Source organism: Rhizobium sp. P44RR-XXIV (assembly GCF_001999485.2).
In the GTDB taxonomy this organism is placed as follows: domain Bacteria; phylum Pseudomonadota; class Alphaproteobacteria; order Rhizobiales; family Rhizobiaceae; genus Rhizobium.
Map to the genome: position 1 here is coordinate 886,796 of NZ_MPVZ02000028.1, position 19,508 is coordinate 906,303.

At 57.4% G+C, this 19,508-nt stretch carries 14 protein-coding genes; 1 reads left to right on the forward strand and 13 read right to left on the reverse strand.

The features are described from left to right. Positions 1–3: 3 nt before the first annotated feature. The 13 genes from BSK43_RS21435 to BSK43_RS21495 form a co-directional block, all read right to left on the reverse strand. Positions 4–1,482: an HlyD family type I secretion periplasmic adaptor subunit gene (locus BSK43_RS21435; RefSeq protein WP_136687159.1), complete on the reverse strand. Its 1,479-nt coding sequence runs from the start codon at positions 1,480–1,482 to the stop codon at positions 4–6. Continuing rightward, the gene (locus tag BSK43_RS21440; protein WP_136687161.1) at positions 1,479–3,668 is read right to left on the reverse strand and encodes a type I secretion system permease/ATPase; all 2,190 of its coding nucleotides are present in this window, start codon (positions 3,666–3,668) and stop codon (positions 1,479–1,481) included. Before BSK43_RS21440 ends, BSK43_RS21435 begins: the two co-directional genes overlap by 4 nt. 72 nt (positions 3,669–3,740) lie before the next feature. Further along, positions 3,741–4,241, reverse strand: a complete 501-nt coding sequence (locus tag BSK43_RS21445) for a hypothetical protein (RefSeq protein ID WP_136687163.1) — start codon at positions 4,239–4,241, stop codon at positions 3,741–3,743. A gap of 554 nt (positions 4,242–4,795) precedes the next feature. Next, complete coding sequence (locus BSK43_RS35770; protein ID WP_246662646.1) at positions 4,796–5,245, reverse strand: hypothetical protein; 450 nt, start codon at positions 5,243–5,245, stop codon at positions 4,796–4,798. Between the two features lie 65 nt (positions 5,246–5,310). Beyond that, on the reverse strand, positions 5,311–11,934 hold the full coding sequence (locus BSK43_RS21450; RefSeq protein ID WP_246662647.1) for a DUF4214 domain-containing protein: 6,624 nt from the start codon (positions 11,932–11,934) through the stop codon (positions 5,311–5,313). 149 nt (positions 11,935–12,083) lie between these two features. Then, the gene (locus BSK43_RS21455; protein ID WP_136687165.1) at positions 12,084–13,070 is read right to left on the reverse strand and encodes a hypothetical protein; all 987 of its coding nucleotides are present in this window, start codon (positions 13,068–13,070) and stop codon (positions 12,084–12,086) included. 659 nt (positions 13,071–13,729) lie between these two features. Further along, the gene (locus BSK43_RS21460) at positions 13,730–14,305 is read right to left on the reverse strand and encodes a hypothetical protein (protein WP_136687167.1); all 576 of its coding nucleotides are present in this window, start codon (positions 14,303–14,305) and stop codon (positions 13,730–13,732) included. Positions 14,306–14,846: 541 nt separating this feature from the next. Continuing rightward, on the reverse strand, positions 14,847–15,164 hold the full coding sequence (locus BSK43_RS21465) for a hypothetical protein (RefSeq protein WP_077469912.1): 318 nt from the start codon (positions 15,162–15,164) through the stop codon (positions 14,847–14,849). Positions 15,165–15,371: 207 nt separating this feature from the next. Next, positions 15,372–15,743: a hypothetical protein gene (locus tag BSK43_RS21475; RefSeq protein ID WP_077469910.1), complete on the reverse strand. Its 372-nt coding sequence runs from the start codon at positions 15,741–15,743 to the stop codon at positions 15,372–15,374. Next, positions 15,740–16,327, reverse strand: a complete 588-nt coding sequence (locus tag BSK43_RS21480; protein ID WP_077469909.1) for a lysozyme — start codon at positions 16,325–16,327, stop codon at positions 15,740–15,742. The genes BSK43_RS21475 and BSK43_RS21480 overlap by 4 nt, the downstream gene beginning before the upstream one ends. Further along, complete coding sequence (locus tag BSK43_RS21485) at positions 16,317–16,562, reverse strand: hypothetical protein (protein ID WP_077469908.1); 246 nt, start codon at positions 16,560–16,562, stop codon at positions 16,317–16,319. Before BSK43_RS21485 ends, BSK43_RS21480 begins: the two co-directional genes overlap by 11 nt. A 53-nt stretch (positions 16,563–16,615) precedes the next feature. Then, positions 16,616–17,419 (reverse strand): hypothetical protein, encoded by an 804-nt coding sequence (locus BSK43_RS21490; protein WP_077469907.1) that lies wholly within the window; start codon positions 17,417–17,419, stop codon positions 16,616–16,618. Between the two features lie 10 nt (positions 17,420–17,429). Beyond that, the gene (locus BSK43_RS21495) at positions 17,430–19,139 is read right to left on the reverse strand and encodes a hypothetical protein (protein ID WP_077469906.1); all 1,710 of its coding nucleotides are present in this window, start codon (positions 19,137–19,139) and stop codon (positions 17,430–17,432) included. Positions 19,140–19,324: 185 nt separating this feature from the next. Between BSK43_RS21495 and BSK43_RS35160 the strand changes: the two genes are divergently transcribed. Beyond that, positions 19,325–19,486 (forward strand): hypothetical protein, encoded by a 162-nt coding sequence (locus tag BSK43_RS35160; RefSeq protein ID WP_169055441.1) that lies wholly within the window; start codon positions 19,325–19,327, stop codon positions 19,484–19,486. Positions 19,487–19,508 lie beyond the last annotated feature (22 nt).

Sequence of the window (19,508 nt, forward strand, 5' to 3'; positions counted from 1 at the left end):
GCTTTATCTCTCCTGCATGGCTTGCGACGTGACCTCGACGATCGGCGAGAACAGATATTCGAGGATCCTGCGCTTGCCGGTCCTGATCTCGGCGGTGGCCGCCATGCCGGCGGACAACGTGACCAAATTGCTATCGACATTCATGGTGCTGGTATCGAGCCTGATGGTCACCGGAAAGACGAGGTTTTGAACCCGTTGCACGTTGGTTGTTGGGACGGTAGCCTGCAGCTGTTTGGTTGGATCGCCCTCGAGCTGGTTAGCGTCCGGCTCGGGGATAGCGTCAGTCGCAACTGCGGTTACACGGCCATGGATCACGCCATAGCGCGTGAACGGAAATGCTTCGACCTTGACCACCGCCGGCTGCCCAACCGATACAAAGCCGATATCGCTGTTCGGAATGTAGGCCTCGATCTCAAGCACCGAATTGTCAGGCACGATCCGCATGAGATCGACACCGGTCGTGACGACTTGTCCGACGGTATTGATCGAGGACGACTGGATCATGCCGTCAATCGGGGAGATGATTGTCATCGATTGCCGCCGATTGCGGGCCTTGACCAGTTGCCGGTCGAGTTCGTCGGCCTGACGCGATGCATCGCCTGCTTTCTGGACATTGTCTGCCACAAAGGTTTGAACGGTCTTTTCGCCATCGCTTGTCGTCACAGAAAGCGATGCCCTGGCCTCTTCAAGCTGGCCGGTCTCCTCTGCAAGCGTCGCTTCTTCTTTCTGGCTCGTTTCCTGCGCATCGATGACACCAGACTTGGATCCGGCTTCTTGACTTACAAGCGAGGAGCGGATGGCAACGCGATCATTGAGTGTGTCGACCAACCTCTTCTGCGCCACCATGGTCTGCTGCAGCCGGACGACAGTCGCCTGTTGCTGGGTGTGCTGTGCGGCGAGATTGGTGAGGTTGGAAGCAAGCTGTGACAGGTCGGCTCGATAGATCGATTGTTCCCGGTCGCGAATGCTGGAAGGCGTATCATCTGCAAAGGCCAGCGGAGCGTCAGAAATCACCTTCTCGACCGTCCATATGCCTTGGTCTCGCCACTGCTCGACGGTTGCCAGAACCGCCTTGCGACGGACCATCTCGCCACGATAGGCCTGGAGATTGACTGATATCGCCTCCTCGTCCGACCTGAGCTCGGTATCATCGAGCTGAACGACGATGTCGCCGGCCTTGACGTGCGAGCCGTTGGCGACAGGCACAGATCTCACCTTGCCGACCTCGATCGACTGGATGACCTTGACGCGCCCGGTCGGCTGGATCTTGCCCTGCGCCGTCGAGACGATGTCGAAGGTGCCGAGATAGCTCCAGATGAGCGTGGCAGCAACGACCACGGCGATGAACCAGATGAAGGCGGTGCGGACCGGCGAGGCCGGCGTCTCGAGGATCTCAAGTGCCGCCGGCAGGAACTCGTTCTCGGTTCGCGTGCGGCGCTGAGGTTTGCCCGGGTGCCTGGGAGGCTTGACCACCTGGTTCATGGCTGGTTCAGCCCCGTCTGCAATTGCCACAGATGGGCGTAGAGACCGTTCTGGCGCGCAAGCAGTGTGTCATGCGTGCCCTCCTCAACGATGCGGCCATCCTTCATGCCGATGATGCGGTCGCAATGGCGGACGGTTGCCAGCCGATGGGCGATGATGATGACGGTCCTGCCTTTGACGATCTCGCGCATATTGGCAAGGATGATGCGCTCGCTCTCATAGTCGAGCGCACTGGTGGCCTCATCGAGGATCAGCATCGGCGGATTGGTGGCAAGCGCCCGGGCAATCGCCAGGCGCTGCCGCTGGCCGCCGGAGAGATTCGCGCCGCGCTCCTCGATCAGCGTGTCATAGCCCTTCGGCAGCTTGGCGATGAACTCGTCGGCGCCGGACAGCCGCGCCATCTGCATGGCGCCCGCCCGCGACATCGACGGATTGACCAGGCAGATATTGTCATGGATCGTCCGGTTGAACAGCATGTTCTCCTGCAGGACGACACCGATGTTGGAGCGCAGCCAGGCCGGATCGACCTGGGCGATATCCTGGCCGTCGACGAAGACCTGGCCGCGGGTCGGGATATAAAAGCGCTGCACCAGCTTGGTCAGCGTCGACTTGCCCGAACCGGAAGGGCCGACGATGCCGATCACCTCACCCGGCCTGACCGACAGCGAGATGTCGCGCAGCACTTCCGGACCATCGGCGGTATAGCGGAAGTTTACTTGTCTGAAGGTGACCGACCCGCGCGGCTTCGGCAGGCTGACGGAGACTTCTGGCCTTGGTTCCGGTGGAGCATTTAAAATATCGGCGAGACGGGCCACCGACACCTGCACCTGCTGGAAATCCTGCCAGAGCTGCGACAGCCGCAGGATCGGCTGCGACACCTGGCCGGCGATCATGTTGAAGGCGACCAGCGCGCCCACCGTCAACTCGCCATTGATGACGGCCTGCGCACCGAAGAGAAGCAATGCCGCCGAGGTGATCTTGTTGACATACTGGATGGCATTCTGGCCCTTGGCGGCCAGCATGGTGGTGGCAAAGGACGACTGCACGTAGCCGGCCAGCCGCTCTTCCCATTGCGCGGCGACAACCGGCTCAACCGCAGATGCCTTCAGCGTCTGTACACCGACGACAGTCTCGACGAGCAACTGCTGGCTATAGGCGCCGCGCTCGAACTTCTCGTCGATCTTCTCCTTCAGGAACGGCCGCACCAGGAAGCCGATCGCCAGATAGAAGGGAATGGAGGCGACGACGATCCAGGCAAGCTTCGAGGAATAGGAGAACAGCACGAAGATGAAGACGACGGTGAAGATCAGGTCGAGTCCGGAGAACAGCCCCTGCCCGGTCAGGAAGTTGCGGATCGTCTCCAGCTCGCGCACGCGGGCAATGGTCTGGCCGGTCGCGCGCGTCTCGAAATAGGAAAGCGGCAGGTTGAGCATATGCCGGAACAGCCGTCGTCCAAGCTCGACGTCGATGCGGTTGGTGGTGTGCGACAGCGCATAGGTTCGAAGATATTGCAGCACCACATCGAATAGCCCGACCGCGGCCAAGCCAATAACCAGGACGATCAGGGTGGAATAGCTGCGATGCGCCAAAACCTTGTCGACCACCACCTGGAAGAACAGCGGTGTCACCAGCGCAAAGATCTGCACGATCAGCGAGGCAAGCAGCACGTGCCCGAAGGCATGGCGGTAGCGCCAGATCGACGGCAGGAACCATCTGAACCCGAAATTGCCCTGTGATGCCCCCGGCCCTGCCAGGCGCCGCTGCAGCAGGATGAAATGGCCCGATGTCTCGGCCAACAACTCATGGGCGCCAAGATTGCGGCTGGAGAAATCGATGGGATCGATGACACGCCAGGTGTTGTCGGGTGCCGCGCCACCGAAGATGGCAAACCGGCCATCGGTCAGGCAGACGATCGCCGGTGTCGGCAGTGTCGCCAACCGGGCATTGCTCTGGATCTCCAGATACTTGGCCTTCAGCCCCACGAGCTTTGCGGCCCGCAACAGGTCGTTGCGGCCGGCCTCCTTCGACAGCGCCAGATCCCGCGCCAGAACATCCGGATTGGAGGCAATGCGGAAGTAGCCGGCGATCGCTGCAATCGCTGCCAGGCCGCTGTCAGCGCGCGGGAGCGTGTCTGCAGGAGCGGTCGGAAGCGCATGGTTGGGTTCGGCTAGGGTCGTTTCGTCCATCTCACAACCCCATGAGCGGAATGCAATTGGATGAAAGGCCGCCGTCCACCGACAATTTGCGCTCCGGCGGAATCATGGCTCATCAACCTCTGGCAGCGTAATGTTTCGTTTGTAGTTAAAGCTGAACCTTGTTTTGTGATCCGAAAAGGGCCCGATATTCGTTTCCGTCTCCAAAAAGTCTTTGCTATCCGCGGCGACCCAAGCTCTAACTTCCATCGTGTGGTCAGGAACAAAGCGTTTGTAAGTGTAGACCATAACCGTGGTTTCTCCGATCCGATCGGTTCCCACGAAGCGGCAGTCGTACACAGCTGGCTTTCCATCAACAACCAATGGAGTGGGCCAGCGAGGTTCAACCTTCCACGGCCCGCTGCGATTCCGAGAGTAAAATTTGTCGCCGGCGATTAGATAATCGTAAGAATACGACCGGCCGCTATCGGTGTAGATCAGCACACTACTCACTTGCATATCGCTAGCGGCATTCTGCCTGTTAATGGCATCTCGGATCGGTTTACAGGTGTCGGTGGACGCGAGCGCATTTCCGCTGATCAATGCCGTGAATACGACCGCTCGCATACAAATACTCGTCATCCTCATCCGGGTCCCCCATTCAACAGTGGCATCGTCGCGTTTCACATCGGCTATACCTATTGAGAATCCGGGAACTCGCGGTGCAGGGGCCTCGCGTTAGCCGATCGCGTACCTGACAGATGCAATGCCCTTGCTATGCTCGCACTCAAAATATGCTTCTGAGCAAATCGGACATAATCCTCGTAGGAAATGGCTCCTTTGGCAGTGGCCGTGAGGATTCTACGGCAGAACTCGTGTCGCGCATTGGCTTGCGAAACGTCCATCAATTTTGCAAGCCTTTGCAGAAGCTCGGGCCTGAGGACATGGTGGCTACATTGCTCGATGTTCCAGTTCAATGCCGACGGATCAGCCAACATGTTTTTGTCGAGTTCGTAACCGCGTCTCGTCGCTATGGTTGTAGCATTTGCGGCAACGCAAGAAGCGACGATAGATATAGCAGCAACAAGCATGCGATAATATTTCACTCTGGCCCCATCCTCTTGGCATCGGCATGCCGAACCAACGCTGGCTCTCGGCATGCCGGTTTTCATCAGCCATTATCATGCAGCGTTCTGTTTCGGGATCGCCGGCTGATACGCGAGCGTGGCATCACCTACGAGATAGTGCGACGTTCCGTCCGTGGTCTGGTATGAGCTGGTACCGGTAATTGCAGATCCATCAGCGAAAGATTGGCTGCCATCTGCAGTATGAAGCAGATTAATTAGCTTGATCCCGGCCTGCGACATGGTCCTGAGCTCGCCATCCTCGACCACACCGTTCTGGTTCAAATCCTGCCAGACACGGAACTCGCTCCACCGATCGTCGCTCGCATCTAGCACGTTGTCGTGGTTGGTGTCGAAGGCCAAGCGCAGACCATCCAAGTCGGAGACAGAGCCGCCATTGGCGGCAACCTGCTCCGGTGTTGCCCAGTCGGCGAAAGCAAGCTCCTTCGTCTGATCGATGACACCATCTGCACCAGCTTGGCCGTTCTCCCCGAGATCGATAGCCAAAAAGCCATCCTGTGGCCCCACCCAAGCGGTAGCATCACGCACCCCATCGCCATTCCAGTCGAAGGTTACAGAGGCTGCCAAGCGTTTATGTCCAGCTGGCGCAGATCGATGTGCCCGTCGCCGTTAAGGTCAAGCAGCACCGGTGCGTGGCCACCAGGTGGGTGTGCGGTAGCTGGCCACTGATCGACGAAACCACCGTTTCTATCATAGTGCTGCCAGCCACTGTTGTTACCCGCACTGTTGTACTGGTAGTTCGTGTAACCGCCGTCGTCGTAAATGACCTTTTGGCTGGTTATGGTGCCGGCTGAATTGTAGGCCTGATCAATCTCAGACCACGATTGGACATTCCCAGGGTCCCAATACCAAATGTTCTTGGTTCCGTTGTCATTGTAGGCCGTCTGCGAGACCAAACGCCCTGCACCGTCGAAGCTCTGTTCTAGCCTGGACCAAGGCTGGACATTGGTAAGATCGTAGGTGACGGCGATCCGCGAACCGTCATCATTATACTGCGAGACCTCCTGAAGTTGGCCGGCCGGATTGAACAATTGGATATAGGTCGACCATGGCTGCACGTTTGTCACGTCATAATTAAAGACATGCCATGACCCATTGTCGTAAAAGTTGACCTGGTAAAACAAGCGGCCGCTCGTATCGTAGCTTCCCTCAACCCGCGACCAATTTTGCGTATTGTCGACGTCGTAGGTTATCCCTACCCACGTCCCGTCATCGTTGAATTGCTTCTCGAACGTCTTTCTACCCGAGGCATCGAAAGTCTGCTCGACCCGTGACCAAGGATTTGTGTTTAGCGGATCATATATGACGGCCGAGGTTATGATCCCCGCCTTGTTGGCATTGACGGTGCTCAGCACCTGCCCGCCGGCGGCGTTGTAAGCCGTAGTCACAGAACTTCCGTCGGCAGCGACCACGGTTTGTTGGGTCGTTCGGCCCTGGCCGTCGCTCGTGACTCGCAGTGTCAAACTACCTATCGCCGAAACGGTATCAACGACGGTTTGCGTCACCACGCTGCTGGTATTGAGGTCGACCTTGGTCAGCGTGGTGGAGCCATCATTGTGTGTGACCGACGTTTCCGTATGATCGATGACGCCATCATTGTTGGAATCCTTGCTCAGAACCGTGATCAGGCCGTCCGTGCTGGTCGTAATCGTGCCCTTGGCGATTACGGCGCCGCTTGCATTGGTCTCCGTCACTGTGGCAACTGTCGAGCCGTCAATCTGAAGCTGTGACTGCATGACGACCTCAAAGGTGCCATTGCCGTCATAATCGTACTTCACCGTCTTCGAGCGCCCATCCACGGAGCTGTCGGTTTCAACCTTGGCGGCGATCGCCTGCTTCCAGTAGACTTTGCCGGCCAAAAGATAGTTGGCCTTCTGCGCCGTAGCGTTATTGGTGACGGTCGAGACGCTCGCCCCCGTCGTGTCGGCCATGAGCGTTTCGACCTGGTCGATCGTGCCGTCGCCATCGACGTCCTTGGAGGTTGTGCGCACCAGACCGTCCGACGATTGTTGGATCGTCGTCGTCGTCGCCAGCTTGTTGGTCGTCAGATCCGTATCAGAGATGACGCTTACCTTGCTGCCGTCGGCATTGTTGGTGTTAACGGTGACGCGATGGCGATCGAGCTTGCCATCGCCGTTGAGATCCCAATCCGTCGTCGTCTGCAGGCCATCGGCCGTCGTGATGGACGTCGAGCCATCTGCCTTGACGCCGGCAGACTTGTAATCTGCAACGCTCTGGGTGGTGACACCGGAATCCGCGATCACTGTCTGCTGGTGCTGATCGATGACGCCGTCGCCATTGGCATCCCGGTCGATTGTGACCGTCCGCTTGTCGGCACTTGTCAGCGTGATCGTCTTGTCGAGAAGCTTGCCAGAGACGTCGCTCGTCGTAACGGTCTCCCGCTTCGCACCATCGGCGAGGATCTCGATCGTGTCACTTAAGGTCTGTGCCGCGAGACCGGTACGCTGTTCGTTTGTCGATACGATCAGACCGTCGGCATTCGTCGTCGTCACTAACTTCGAAATCAGCGAGCCATCCGCTTTCGTGCTCGACACCGTGCGTGTCCGCGTACCATCGGCATTTATCACCGTGACGTCGGTCGACGTCTGGGCATAGGTGCCGGCCCCGGTTGGGTCAGATTGCGAGGTGATCGACAGGCCGTTGGCACTCGTCGTGGTCAGATAACGGCTGGTGAGCGTCGTATCGGTGAAGTAGCTGACGGTCCACGTACGCGAACCATCGGCATTCAGGACCGTCACATCGCCGCGGCTCTTGGTGAAGGTGCCGGAACCGGTCTGGTCCCACGTCGTCGTCACCGTCAATCCGTCGGCAGAGGTGTTGGTCCGGGTCGTGGCGACCTGGACCAGCGTGCCGGCGCCGTTGGCGACATAGACTTTTTCCAAAGTCGACTTACCACCATTGGTCGTTAGCGTCGTTTGATCTGTCACATACTTGTCAGGGGAACCGTTGCCGTCCGTGTCATAGCTGAAGGTTTGTCCGAGCCCATCAGGGCCTGTCACGATCGTCTTGCTATGCACCACCGCACCTGTGGAGGCCAAGTCGGAAAACGTCCGCGTCACGCTGCCATCGGCGTTTTTCACGGTAACGGATTTTTGGTCCACGACGCCGTTGCCGTCGATGTCGTAGGTCACTGTGACCGTCTTGCCGTCACCACTGGTCGTGGTTGCCGTCTTGTTGGCGAGGGCACCCGTATTGGTGACGACCTCGGTCGTCGAGCCATCGGCGTTCAGCGTAGTAACGTCCGTGGTCGTCTTCACCGCGGAAAGAACTTCAGGCGGATTGTTCAGCGTCCAGGCGGTGGCCGCATTCGCCAGATGTGCCTGCGCTTCCGAGCAATCGGCAAATGCCTGGGCAGCCGAAGCCCGCGACGTGCCCGAATTAAGCCAACCCACCCAGGTGTTAAGGCTTGGCGTATCCGGGGCGCGCCCAAGCGCATTTTGGAACAGCAACGTTATAAACTGTGTGTTGTCGAGGGTGCCGTATTTTTGAGTGAATTCAGTAGAATTGACGAGATCGGAAGCGATGTGAACTGCATCTGTAGCGAAATTGTATGTCGAGGTGAAAAAATGCGAGAGACTGGAGGCATCCGGCTCCCGACCCAACGCAGCACGATAGAGACGATAAATCTCGTACGAATTGTTCAGCGCCCAGGCGGTGGCCGCATTCGCCAGATGTGCCTGCGCTTCCGAGCAATCGGCAAATGCCTGGGCAGCCAAAGCCCGCGACGTGCCCGAATTAAGCCAACCCACCCAGTCGTTAAGGCTTGGTGTATCCGGAGCGCGCCCAAGCGCATTTTGGAACAGCAACGTTATAAACTGTGTGTTGTCGAGGGTGCCGTATTTTTGAGTGAATTCAGTAGAATTGACGAGATCGGAAGCGATGTGAACTGCATCTGTAGCGAAATTGTATGTCGAGGTGAAAAAATGCGAGAGACTGGAGGCATCCGGCTCCCGACCCAACGCAGCACGATAGAGACGATAAATCTCGTTACGCGCCGCCACATCATATAAATTACCGGATACGACCGTCGTCTTGCTCAGGCCATTGGCTGAGGTTGTCACGCTCGTCTGCTGGATCGGGCCGGCATTGCCCGACCGACCAAAGACCTCCGTACGCGAGCCGTCAGAATTGAGCGTCGTGACGTCGTTCGTCATCTGCTCAAAAACGCCGTCGCCATCCAAGTCAGAAGTCGTAGTCACAGATAGGCCATTGGCCGAGGTGGTCGTGACGGCACGGCTGGCAAGCGTCGTGGTACCAGCCTTATAGGTCTCAATCGTTTTCGTCGTCTGGCCGGTGGCATCGACGACGGTCGTCGTCTTCACATCCAGCGTACCGTCACCATCGAGGTCGACCTGGCTCGTGACGGTCTTGCCATCCGCCGTCGTTGTACTGGTCGTCTTTGACAGAAGCGTGCCGCCAGCCGTGCTGACGGAATCGGCCACCAAGGTCGAACCATCGGCGTTCAGCGTCTTTGTCGCTACCTCCAGCCGGTCAACCGTGCCGTTGCCGTCGTAGTCGAAGGAGGTCGTCGTCGTCAGGCCATTGGCGCTGACCGTCACCTTGGTGAGGTCGGTAAGCGAGGTCCCGGCATAATCCGACGACGTCGTCGTCTTCGATCCGTCATTGTTCAGCGCGACCGCCTTCACGGTCTTGGAATCCACGGCACCGTCGCCGTTGACGTCCTTCTGGACCGTGGTCGTCAGGCCATTGCCCGAAGTGACGGTCGTCACCTTGTCGAGAAGCACACCCGTGTTGCTCTTGTCGGTGACCGTCTCGGTGCGGCTGCCGTCGGCGTTGAGGACTGTCTGGTCGACCGTGGTCACATCGACCACGCCATCGCCGTTCAGATCATCGGTCGTCGTTGTCGTCAACTTGTCGGCGCTGACAGTTACGACGGTCTTTCGATGAAGCCCACCGTCGGCGCTGGCCTGTATCGTCGTCGTCGTTTGGCTTCCATCGGCCGCGACAATCTGCGTGGAAGCACTATCGACATGCCCGTCGCCATCGATATCCTTGGTGACGCCCGTGGTCTTGCGGTCCGCACTTACGGTCGTCACTGTCTGATTCAGCAACGTGCCGTTGGCGCTTCTGGCCGTTATCGTCTCCGTGCGGGCACCGGCACTCAGCACGATCGCATCCGTAACCGTCTTGTCGAAGGCGCCGTCGCCGTTGACATCGGACTGCGCGGTCTGCGTCAGGCTATCGGCCGTAATCGTCGTCACGGTCTTGGCAGCAACCGTGCCGTCGGCGCTCTTGGTAGTTACGGTCTCTACGCGGGCGCCATTGGCCCCCGCGGTGATGACGTCAGTGAGAACCGTATCGAAAGTGCCATTGCCATCAAGGTCCGTGCTTAAGGTCTTCGACAGTCCATCGGCACTGGTCGCGGTCACCGCCCTGGACACCAACGTACCGTTCTGATTGAGCTTGCTATCGGTCTGCGATGTCGAGCCGTCCGCCGCTATCGTGATGGAGGTGAGCGTGTCCGCCGCTCCATCGCCATTGGCATCGACGGAAAACGTCTTCGTCTTGCCATCGGCGCTCGTGGTGATGACACTTTTCGACAGCAACACGCCGCTGGCACTGGTGTCCTGCACCGTCTGCGCTCGCGCTCCATCGGTCGCGACCACCGTCACATCTGAATGCACGCGATCGGCAATGCCATCGCTGGTCAAATCGGAAGACACCGTGGTCGAAAGGCCATTTGCCGCAGCAACCGTCGTGACCTTGCCGCGCAAGGAATTATCACCATTGCTTGTGGTCACCACCGTCGTCACGTCACCATTAGCCGCAATCGTGCGCTGCGTCTGTTCCTTTTGATCCGCAGTGCCGTTGCCATCGAGATCGCTGCTGACCGTCCGGGCGCGACCATCGGCGCTCGTCACCGTCGTCTCGTTCGAGAGCAACGTGCCGTTGGCGCTTGTATCCTTCACCGTCCTCGTGCGAGAGCCGTCCGCGGCAACGACCGCAGTCTCCGTCGTGACGGCCTCGTAGACGCCGTCCCCATCAGCGTCGGTCTTCGTCGTCTTTGTTAGGCCGTCCGCGCTGGACTGGACTAGCTTTTGCTGCAAGAGTGCGCCCGAAGTACTGAACTCCTTGGTCGTCGTCACACTTGAACCATCGGCATTGGTCGCAAAGGTCTGAGTCTGATCGCCTCTGCCGTCGCCATCCTTGTCGACGGAGGTTGTGGTCGTCTTCAGGTCCGCGCTCGTTACCGTAGTAGTGCGCTCGACTAGCGAGCCATCGGCATTGAAGTTGGAGATAACACGGGTGCGCTCGCCGGAAGTCGCGACCGTCGTCACATCTGTTTGCGACCGGTCATAGGTGCCATTACCATCGTCGTCGAACCGTGTCTGGACGGTCCTGCCGTCCGCGCTCGTTGTGACGAGATTCTGGAAAGCGAGAGTGCCGTCGGTGTTATAGCCGAGAATGGTCCGGGTGCTCGTCTGATCGGCGTTTGCAACGACTGTGTTCTTGACGATGTGGCTGTCCGTCTCGTTGGAGAGGATCGCGTCCCCAACAATGCCTGTTGTGCCGTCTGACTTCGTGAAGATGGTCGTGCCGGTAATCGCCGAACCATCGCTGAAGGTCTGACCGCTTCCCTTGGCAGTCAGATCGATCGAGGTAATCCCGAGCGAAGAGAGCGACACCATCTGGCCATCGACCATGACCTTGAACTTCGCCCACTGAGCATCGCCAGCGTCGAGCTTGCCGTTTCCGTTCGTATCGAACACATTGCGTAGCGCTTCCAAGTCGCCATTCGCTGATGGGTCCCATTCGGTAAAGGCAAACTCCTTCGAGCTGCTGACCTTGCCATTATCGTCGGCATCGAACACCAGCACGCCATCGCCCTTGCCGGCCCAGGCCGTACGGCGCATGTAGCCGCTGTTGTCGAGATCAAGAAACGTGCTCGACGACGCCAGCGTGTCGACCGATACACCATTGCCATCGAGATCGAGAAGTACAGGCTTCGTCTTGCCGCTGGAGCTGCTACCGAAGGCGTCGTGTACAAATGCGCCAACCACCCCGGCGATACCCGAAACAAAGCCGACTGCTGCGGCTCCCAAGGTCGGAGCAAAGCCGGCAGCAAACGTTCCAAGAGCAGGCGCGAACTGGCCGATCGCGCGGGAGAAATCGCTGGGACGGTCCGCTGGCACTGGCCCGTGATAAGGCAACGGAGCATACTGCGGCTGGACCGGCGCAACTGGAACCGGCTGAAGACGGGGGGCAGAGTAAACTCCCGCATTCAGACCTACCGCGGATTCATAGTCCAACGTTGCTGCCGTAGCCCATGGTGACTTCTGGCCTATGGACGGTCCAAGATCGCCAGGGATCCCCATGCCAGTACCAAGCGTCGGCGAATAAATTCCCGACGTATAGGAGTTCGAATACGGGTTCGCGTAGCTATAGGCCGCGCTACCGTCATAGTTAACTTTGGATGCATTGTGCTGCTCGCCAGCAGGACTGCTATAAGCCCCCGCACCCAGAGATTGTGCTGCCCGCGCACGGCTGCCTTCATCCCGGCCTCCGTAAGAACCGCCATAAGCTCCGTCAAATCCGGGACCGCCATAGCTTGGCGCGTCACCGGGCCTAAGCCCCCCAACAGCGGGGGGCGCACCGATGCCGAGGTCATCGCGAGTTTGCCGGGGAAAGGAGCCGATGGACCATCCACAGCCATATAATATCGCGATAAATCAACGTTCGGCATCGGAGTCATCATGACCGATGACACCGGTTTATCTAAAAAACCAGTCACGCCATTGCGGACATTATCGCCTTCCCACCAACCATAAGCCGCAGCTCCCGCTGCACCGACACCCAGCGCAACCCAGCCGGGGGGAGTTCCAAAGACTACTCCAAATGCCGCAACAGTTGCAATTCCCGCAACAACGCCCACAGCGTCGTCCACCGCGATGCCAACCGCTCTCGTAACACGACTTGGTCCTTGATATTTTGCCAAATCATAGGTGTTCTCGCCTAGCATGAGCGCGCCGCCAAACGGCCTCGCCGCCACCCCGATTCTATCGGCGACCGTTGCCAACGATCCAATTCTGACGCTGCGGGTTCCAGCCGCGATTGCAGCAAATGCGCCTTCCTCGATCTGCCTGTTGATCCTTGGTAAACTTGATTGCACGTTAGGCAAGTACCGGGTCGGCACGGCGTTGTATCCGGCCCAGATCTGACGTCCATACGCACTCTGCGCCAAACCGATGCTCAATTGTGCAATCGTCGAGAACTTATTGACAGTGTCTGCAGATGGAAAAAGGCTGGCGCTTGAACTATTGTCGGTCAAATTGGCCCCCCGGCGTCTAGCGATTGGAAGTTGTTGAATTTAGAAGAATTTTTATCAATTGAACGGAACGGTCGATAACTCCACACAGTAATAACGACCCAATAAATCCGCCCAAATAAACCCACGGAAATAGCGCGCTCCGCTGTCCAAAAGCGGCCTCGAAAGCATAGCACCTCGCGGATTGGCACGTTTCGCCTAACGGCACTAACATTATTACGGAGTTATATAAAACAAAGAAAATAGTGAGCTTAAAAAAGTCCTTTATATTTAAAAAATAACTGGATTCGTCTCTTGGAAAATCATGCGGAAGACTACTTCGCCTATTCGCAATGATGGCCAAAAAAAAACTACAGATAGAAGAAATAATTTGACATAAAAAAACAGAGGAAAGCAAATATTTATAGGCCAAGAATAATTGAATAAATAATGAAACGACGCCCAGAGGCAGCAAAAGAATTCCAAGGGAATTTTCAGCGGTCGTAGGCCTTCTGGAGATAATCATTTTCCAGTAATGGTAAGCGGAGAAAGTGGTCAGAACAATTGGTATTGGCCCTACCACCCATGGAAAATTCATAAATGACATAATCGACCGCCAACAATTCAAATAATACATCGTTTTCAGATACACGATGCATGTCCAGAAGCTGCAACCGCCCTACCTAGCTATTGACTACATAACTTCCTCCTATGCAAATACCCCCACCTGCTCGAATGAGCCGATCCGTCTGCTTGAGCGCATAACCAGAGGTAACATGAACCAAGATTTGGTGGGCAGCGCGCGTCTTGGACCATGCCGCCACCCCTCGCAATAGCTTGACAAAGACCTTCGCCGCGCGAAACGGGCCGCAATATTCTGAATCGACCCCGAGCAGGTGTGTCGTCGTTAAGACCGTACCTTCACCAAGCAGATACTCCCCGGCCGAAAACCACGCGAGACCGACAACGCGACCGTCAATCTCCGCAACCAGCAAACACTGGTGCGGCTGGGGATTGCGTGCCTGAGCTTCGATCAGGGCATACTTTCGATCGGAAAATGGAACATTCGAAAACACGGTTCGCTCATGAACCTTGCGCACAAGCTCGTGGAGCGCGCGCCAGTCGTCGTCCTGCGGCAACCTTATTATAATACCTGATTTTACGCGCTCTGCGCGATCTTCAATAGACGACAAAACAAAACCGTCCAGAGCATGCACATCAGCAGCATGCCCTGCCCCATGGACAGATACATTATCCAACAAATTGCCCCCGAAACACCTCTCTTCAGCGATCGACGTTGCATCCGTTGGCAAGCAGATGACTGCAACCGCATCAAGGAGAAACGCACCTCCAGAGTGCGTTATTGAATGGGTACAACGGCATATTCGCACAAGTCAAGCGGGCATGGAGGCCAGTTGCATAGTTTCAGTTTTTTCAGCAGCACGTGGATAATCAGCAACAGGTTTCGTCACATTGTACTTGTCGCGCACTTAATGATGGGCACGCGATCAGCCAAATTGCTTCATACCGAGGCTGTCCAGTCTATGCCACGGGAAATATTGCCCCTCTGATAAAGCTGCACGAATGACGGTCGGCATAGACATGATTCAAGATGATCCGGAGCCACCGCCACTATGAGTGACGAGCACTGGTGCAAAGAAGTTGGGTGCAAGAAATGGGGCGTCCTTGGCTTCAGGATTTCCAGCGATGAGGAGCCGCGCTGGTAGTGCTCTGAACATTTCCCGTACAGGCGCACAAACGAAAAAAGCCGCCCAACCGGGTGAAGGCTGGGCGGCTCTGTTAGGATCGCGTCGTACGGCGCGGAGAGTTCTCGTAAAGACGATCAAGGCGGTCACTTAGACCAGACAGGCCGCTGTCTAGGCGGTTGCCAACGGTCTCGATCGCTCGCATGATTTGGTTGGTCTGCTCATGCATGCCGGCCTTGGTGGCGAAGTTTTCTGCAGAGTGCACCTTGTGGTCGGAAAGATCTCTGTCGACCTGATCGAGCTTGTCACGAAGTGTGCCGAACTTGCCATCAAGAAACTTGAACACACCAAAGATCGTGCCGAATACCGTGATGCCGAAAAGCATAGCGCCCATGAGTTCGGCGCCGGTCATTTAGTTGTCAGCCTTCCATCACGGTCAATGTAAAAGTCACGGAGAGCTATCTTGCCGCGTCGGCACTCGATCAGCGCTCGCCGGTCTTTCATCCAAAACTTTTCTGTGTTGCTCTGGCTCAATGGTGCGCTGCCGATATCGACGGGCGCATCGCAATCCTTCGTCAGCGCCGAATCTGGCTGCGCCAGTCGTGGCGGCGGCGGTGGACTAACGTACTTGGTTGATGCGGCGCACGCTGGAAGCGCCGAGAGCAGCGCGGCCAGCGTCAGGATCTTGATCAGCCTCACGCTGCAACTCCTCTATTCTGTTTTGAAGGGATTGGTTGGCGGCCTGCATATCTGCGATGCGGCGCGCTTCTGCGGCCTTAGCGGCATCGTTCACGGCATTCTGCCGCTCTATTTCATCTGCGCGCGCCGTGGCGGCCGCAGCTTTCATCGAGGCAATCTCGGCCGTGTAGTGTGCCTCGGCTCGCGCATAGGCGCGGTGGTCGGCGATCGCATAGATACCGATGCCAACGAGTAGCGCCACAGCGACGCCAGCGATCCATCGGCCCGTACCGGTAGCAAGAAACGCCATCATGCCGGCAAACCCGAAACGCAAACTTCCGCCTCGCCGGCGCGATGCGTGTCACCCATCTCGCGACGGTTGACCAAGCCTTTGAGCACGCGGCCACCAGCCTTGTTGAAGGCTGTGGCTGCCTCACAGCTTTCGCGATATTTACCCTCACGAGCCAGGCGCGCCGCCGTCGAGTTGCACGTCGCTCCAACGCCGACATTCCATGCGAGTGTCAGCATCGAGCCACGCCAACTCAGCGGCTTCTTGTCCCAATCGGCGACGCACTTCACGAGGTACGGCCGATAGTCCTTTTCCATCTTTCTGGCGAGACGAGCATCACAGCCGGCGTTCGTCTCAACCATGCCCTTGCGCACGTTGTCGGTGTCGCCATCGCAGATGGTGTAAACTGGCCTGGTTGTCAGGGTGTCGAGATAAGCGACAAGCTTTCGACCTTCCCACGGCTGCAAGATCTTAATGGCAAGTGCAGTGTCGTCGTGAACCGGCGCTTGGCCGGGAAAAATAGCAACCATGCCACTGATGGCCGTCGCAACGACACCTGCAACGAGCGCCTTGCCGCGCTTCGTCGCAAGGATCTTGTTAATCGGCATCGCTGCCTCCTGAGATTTTGGTTTGCAGAACGAACCGGAAAGCCCACGCCAACGAGCCGCAGACTGAGGCCAGCGCGAGAAGCCAGATCGTGTTGAATGGAAGATATGAAGCAAGCGCAGGCGCTAGTGCCGCTGCCAGTTCCAACAGAGTGATGGCGAGGAAGGCCTCGATCATCCGTAGACTGAGCGAACGCTTGAGCACCCGGCCCGCATTCGGGACGAGTTTCGGTTTCATAGCGATATCCGGAAAAGTGCCGCGTTATTTCACGGCGAATGCTCTCGAATTATTCAAGAACGGCCACGACCCAACGCGATTGCGGCGCCGGCCGCTGCAAATGCCTTTGCCTCGGCCAGGCTGAGCGCGCGATTATAGATCGCCGCGAGGTCATATATTTTCTGACCTTTGTTGATCGTGGAATGAGCAGAGCCGAACTTTGCTGGCAGATTTGGGCCGCCAATTTTTGTCATATCGAAGGTATCGGCCATCATTGCGACCGCACCACCTTTGATATTGAAAACGTTGATCTGGCCAGTTCCATCATGGGTCACGACGATCGATTCGACCTGACCATATGCACCGGCATAAGGCTTAACGACCGCGTTCGCGGTGACCGTCGTAGGAGTCACAAACCGGTTCGTGTAAACACCGTGGCGGCCTCCAATGGCAACCGATTCACCGGGCAAGGACTGCGTCCAAATAAACCAGCCACTTGCATCGACAGATCCAGTCGAAAGGATGCCGCATGCACTGTTTGCAACATCTACCGGCGCGCCTCGCTGGAATGTGCAAGCAACCGTCCATGGGTTTTGAAGGTTGTAGACCGGCCCAAATACGTCGCGCCACCCACCGAGCCGCATACCGCCACCGGGCAGCATCTCCTCAGTATTGGTGGCATCCAAAGCAGCACCTTCCGTTGCATACAGAAGGCCAGTGATGCTGTCCTGTAAACCGTTTGCGAGCGTGGTTTCCGAGAAGGTGAACATATTCGCCAGCCCAAAAGCGGGGACGCCAAGGTTGTTGCGTGGAATGACGCGCGGCCCGATCGGGGAACCGGGGAACGCGCTACCAAGTCGCATGATCGCAGTAGTCATTTTTCTAGCCTCACGTTTCGATGGCGCTCGCGTGGATGCGAGCGAAGTTGTTCAGGGGGTATGGAGTGCCGACGCGACCAGTGTTCGCACCTTCAAAGTTGAAAACCGAGATGGTGTCGTCGCTGTCGCAAACATTGCCGCCGCCGCCTGGTCGATGAAGCTCCATCACGACACCAGTCGCAGGCGTGCCTATGTTTTCGGCCGTTTCCCCGCGCATGATCGTGTTTCCGCCCGAAAGCCGAACGTCACGGATAGTCATCGCCACACCAGAGGTCTTGAGATAGAAGGCACCCTCGCGAAGCAGTGGGGCCGTGATGGCGGAGATGTCTCCCGCGAAGGTTATCTCCGTTGATGCTCTGCCGTTAGGCACAATCGTCGAATTTATCGCGGTTGGAGCGTAATAGGTTGGGCCGGCGAGAATGACGTTTTGGTCACTATGTGCTGCCGTCGCCTGCGCTTCTCCGGTGGCATAGGCCATCGTCTGCGCCAAGAACATCGGTAGATTGCGATTGACGGCGCCAAGCGCTTTTGCGTCGATCTCCATTTGCGATCGAAGCGCGATCAACATGGCAGACCATTGCGACACCAAGTCGGCGAAGTTCAAAGTCGGCCCGCTGGCCGACATTTTCATGTTGCCGCCTTCCGCCTCGCCCTGACAAAAGGCGATCCCGGCCAAGCCGTATTCCAGGCCCATCGCCGCCGCCCATGCCTTGGCCTTCGCCATGTCATCCAAGAAGGTGGCGTAGTGACCGTATGTGCCAGAGGGTATCAGCTCCGAAAGATATCGGCCGCCTGCCGTCGGATTGGTAAAGTATATCTTGGAACCGCGCTCCTTCTGCGACGAAGAGAATCGACCTCCGGAGCCGCCAGCTTTTAGCTGACCGGCAATGCCTGTCGAATACGTCTCGCCTCGCGAAAAACCGTCATTGGCTTCGAAGAGATCGACAGGATGAAGCCACCCGGCACCGCGCGCAGTAGGAGTAGTGCTGTAAACGAAGTCGCGCCATGTTTGGACGCCCATGATGGGCTTGATAGCCCCTAGAAGCTGATCTGCGCCGGATACGACAGGGAGAGCATCAGCCCCGCCAGCGTTGGACTGGCCGTAATTTACGACGTGAGCAAAACAGGGAAGTCCAGTTGAATTGTAGAGCCCGCGAACGCGAACCTTGCCGTCGGCACCAACAACGACCGCCCCACCGAACGCATTATCGACCAATCCGCCAATAGTGTCGGGATCAATGATCTGGTCGACCGTCTTGCCCGATACGGCAGAGCCGTCGTCCAATATCTGGGCAATCACTGTACCGTCAGCCGTTGTGACGGCGGCGACGATGTTGTGGCCGGCATAGATATCTGTCGGCATGCTTTGATCCAGTGCATCAAGGCGCGCGTTCGCCGCATCGATGTCTTGTTGCTGCGTTGCGTCACTCGCCTCTAGCGCGGCCGCATCGATCAGATCACCGGTTCGAATCCACGCGGAACCGTTCCACGTATACTCGCCCTTGTCTGCGCCCTGCGTGACCTGCCCTGGCTGACCAACGCGCGTGCCGGCCGTCAGGCCTCCGAGAGTGGTGGCGCGCACCAGATCCGCACCTGCGCCGGTTACTGCATCCTCGATCACGCCGTTGAGATCGATGATTTCAGTCTTGTCCGGTTCGGTTGGATCGCCAGACGGACCAGCTGCATAAACAAGTTTCGCCTTGTCGCGAATGACACCCATAAAAAACCCCACGGAAAGGCGCCGTCGGTCGATGCCGACGTCTGCGCTCTTGATTTCTGATTGCTCTGCTACGACAGCTCGTAGCCCATATAAGCGATATCGCTTATTGACGCAATAAACGATATCGCTTACTGTGTTTTGAGGTCAAATTGACTAACTATCCGATATCGGATAGTCCCTCTCGCATGGGCCGACCACCATTGAACGTGAAGCCGATTCTCGTACGTCTGCCGGACGGAATTCCGGAACGGATTGACACGCTTGTTGGAAAAAACAAGCGTGCAGAATTCATTCGAAATGCCGTCGAACGTGAATTGGAACGCCTCGAAAAAGCGACCAAGGAGTAAGCTTAGATCTCTTGGTTCCTAT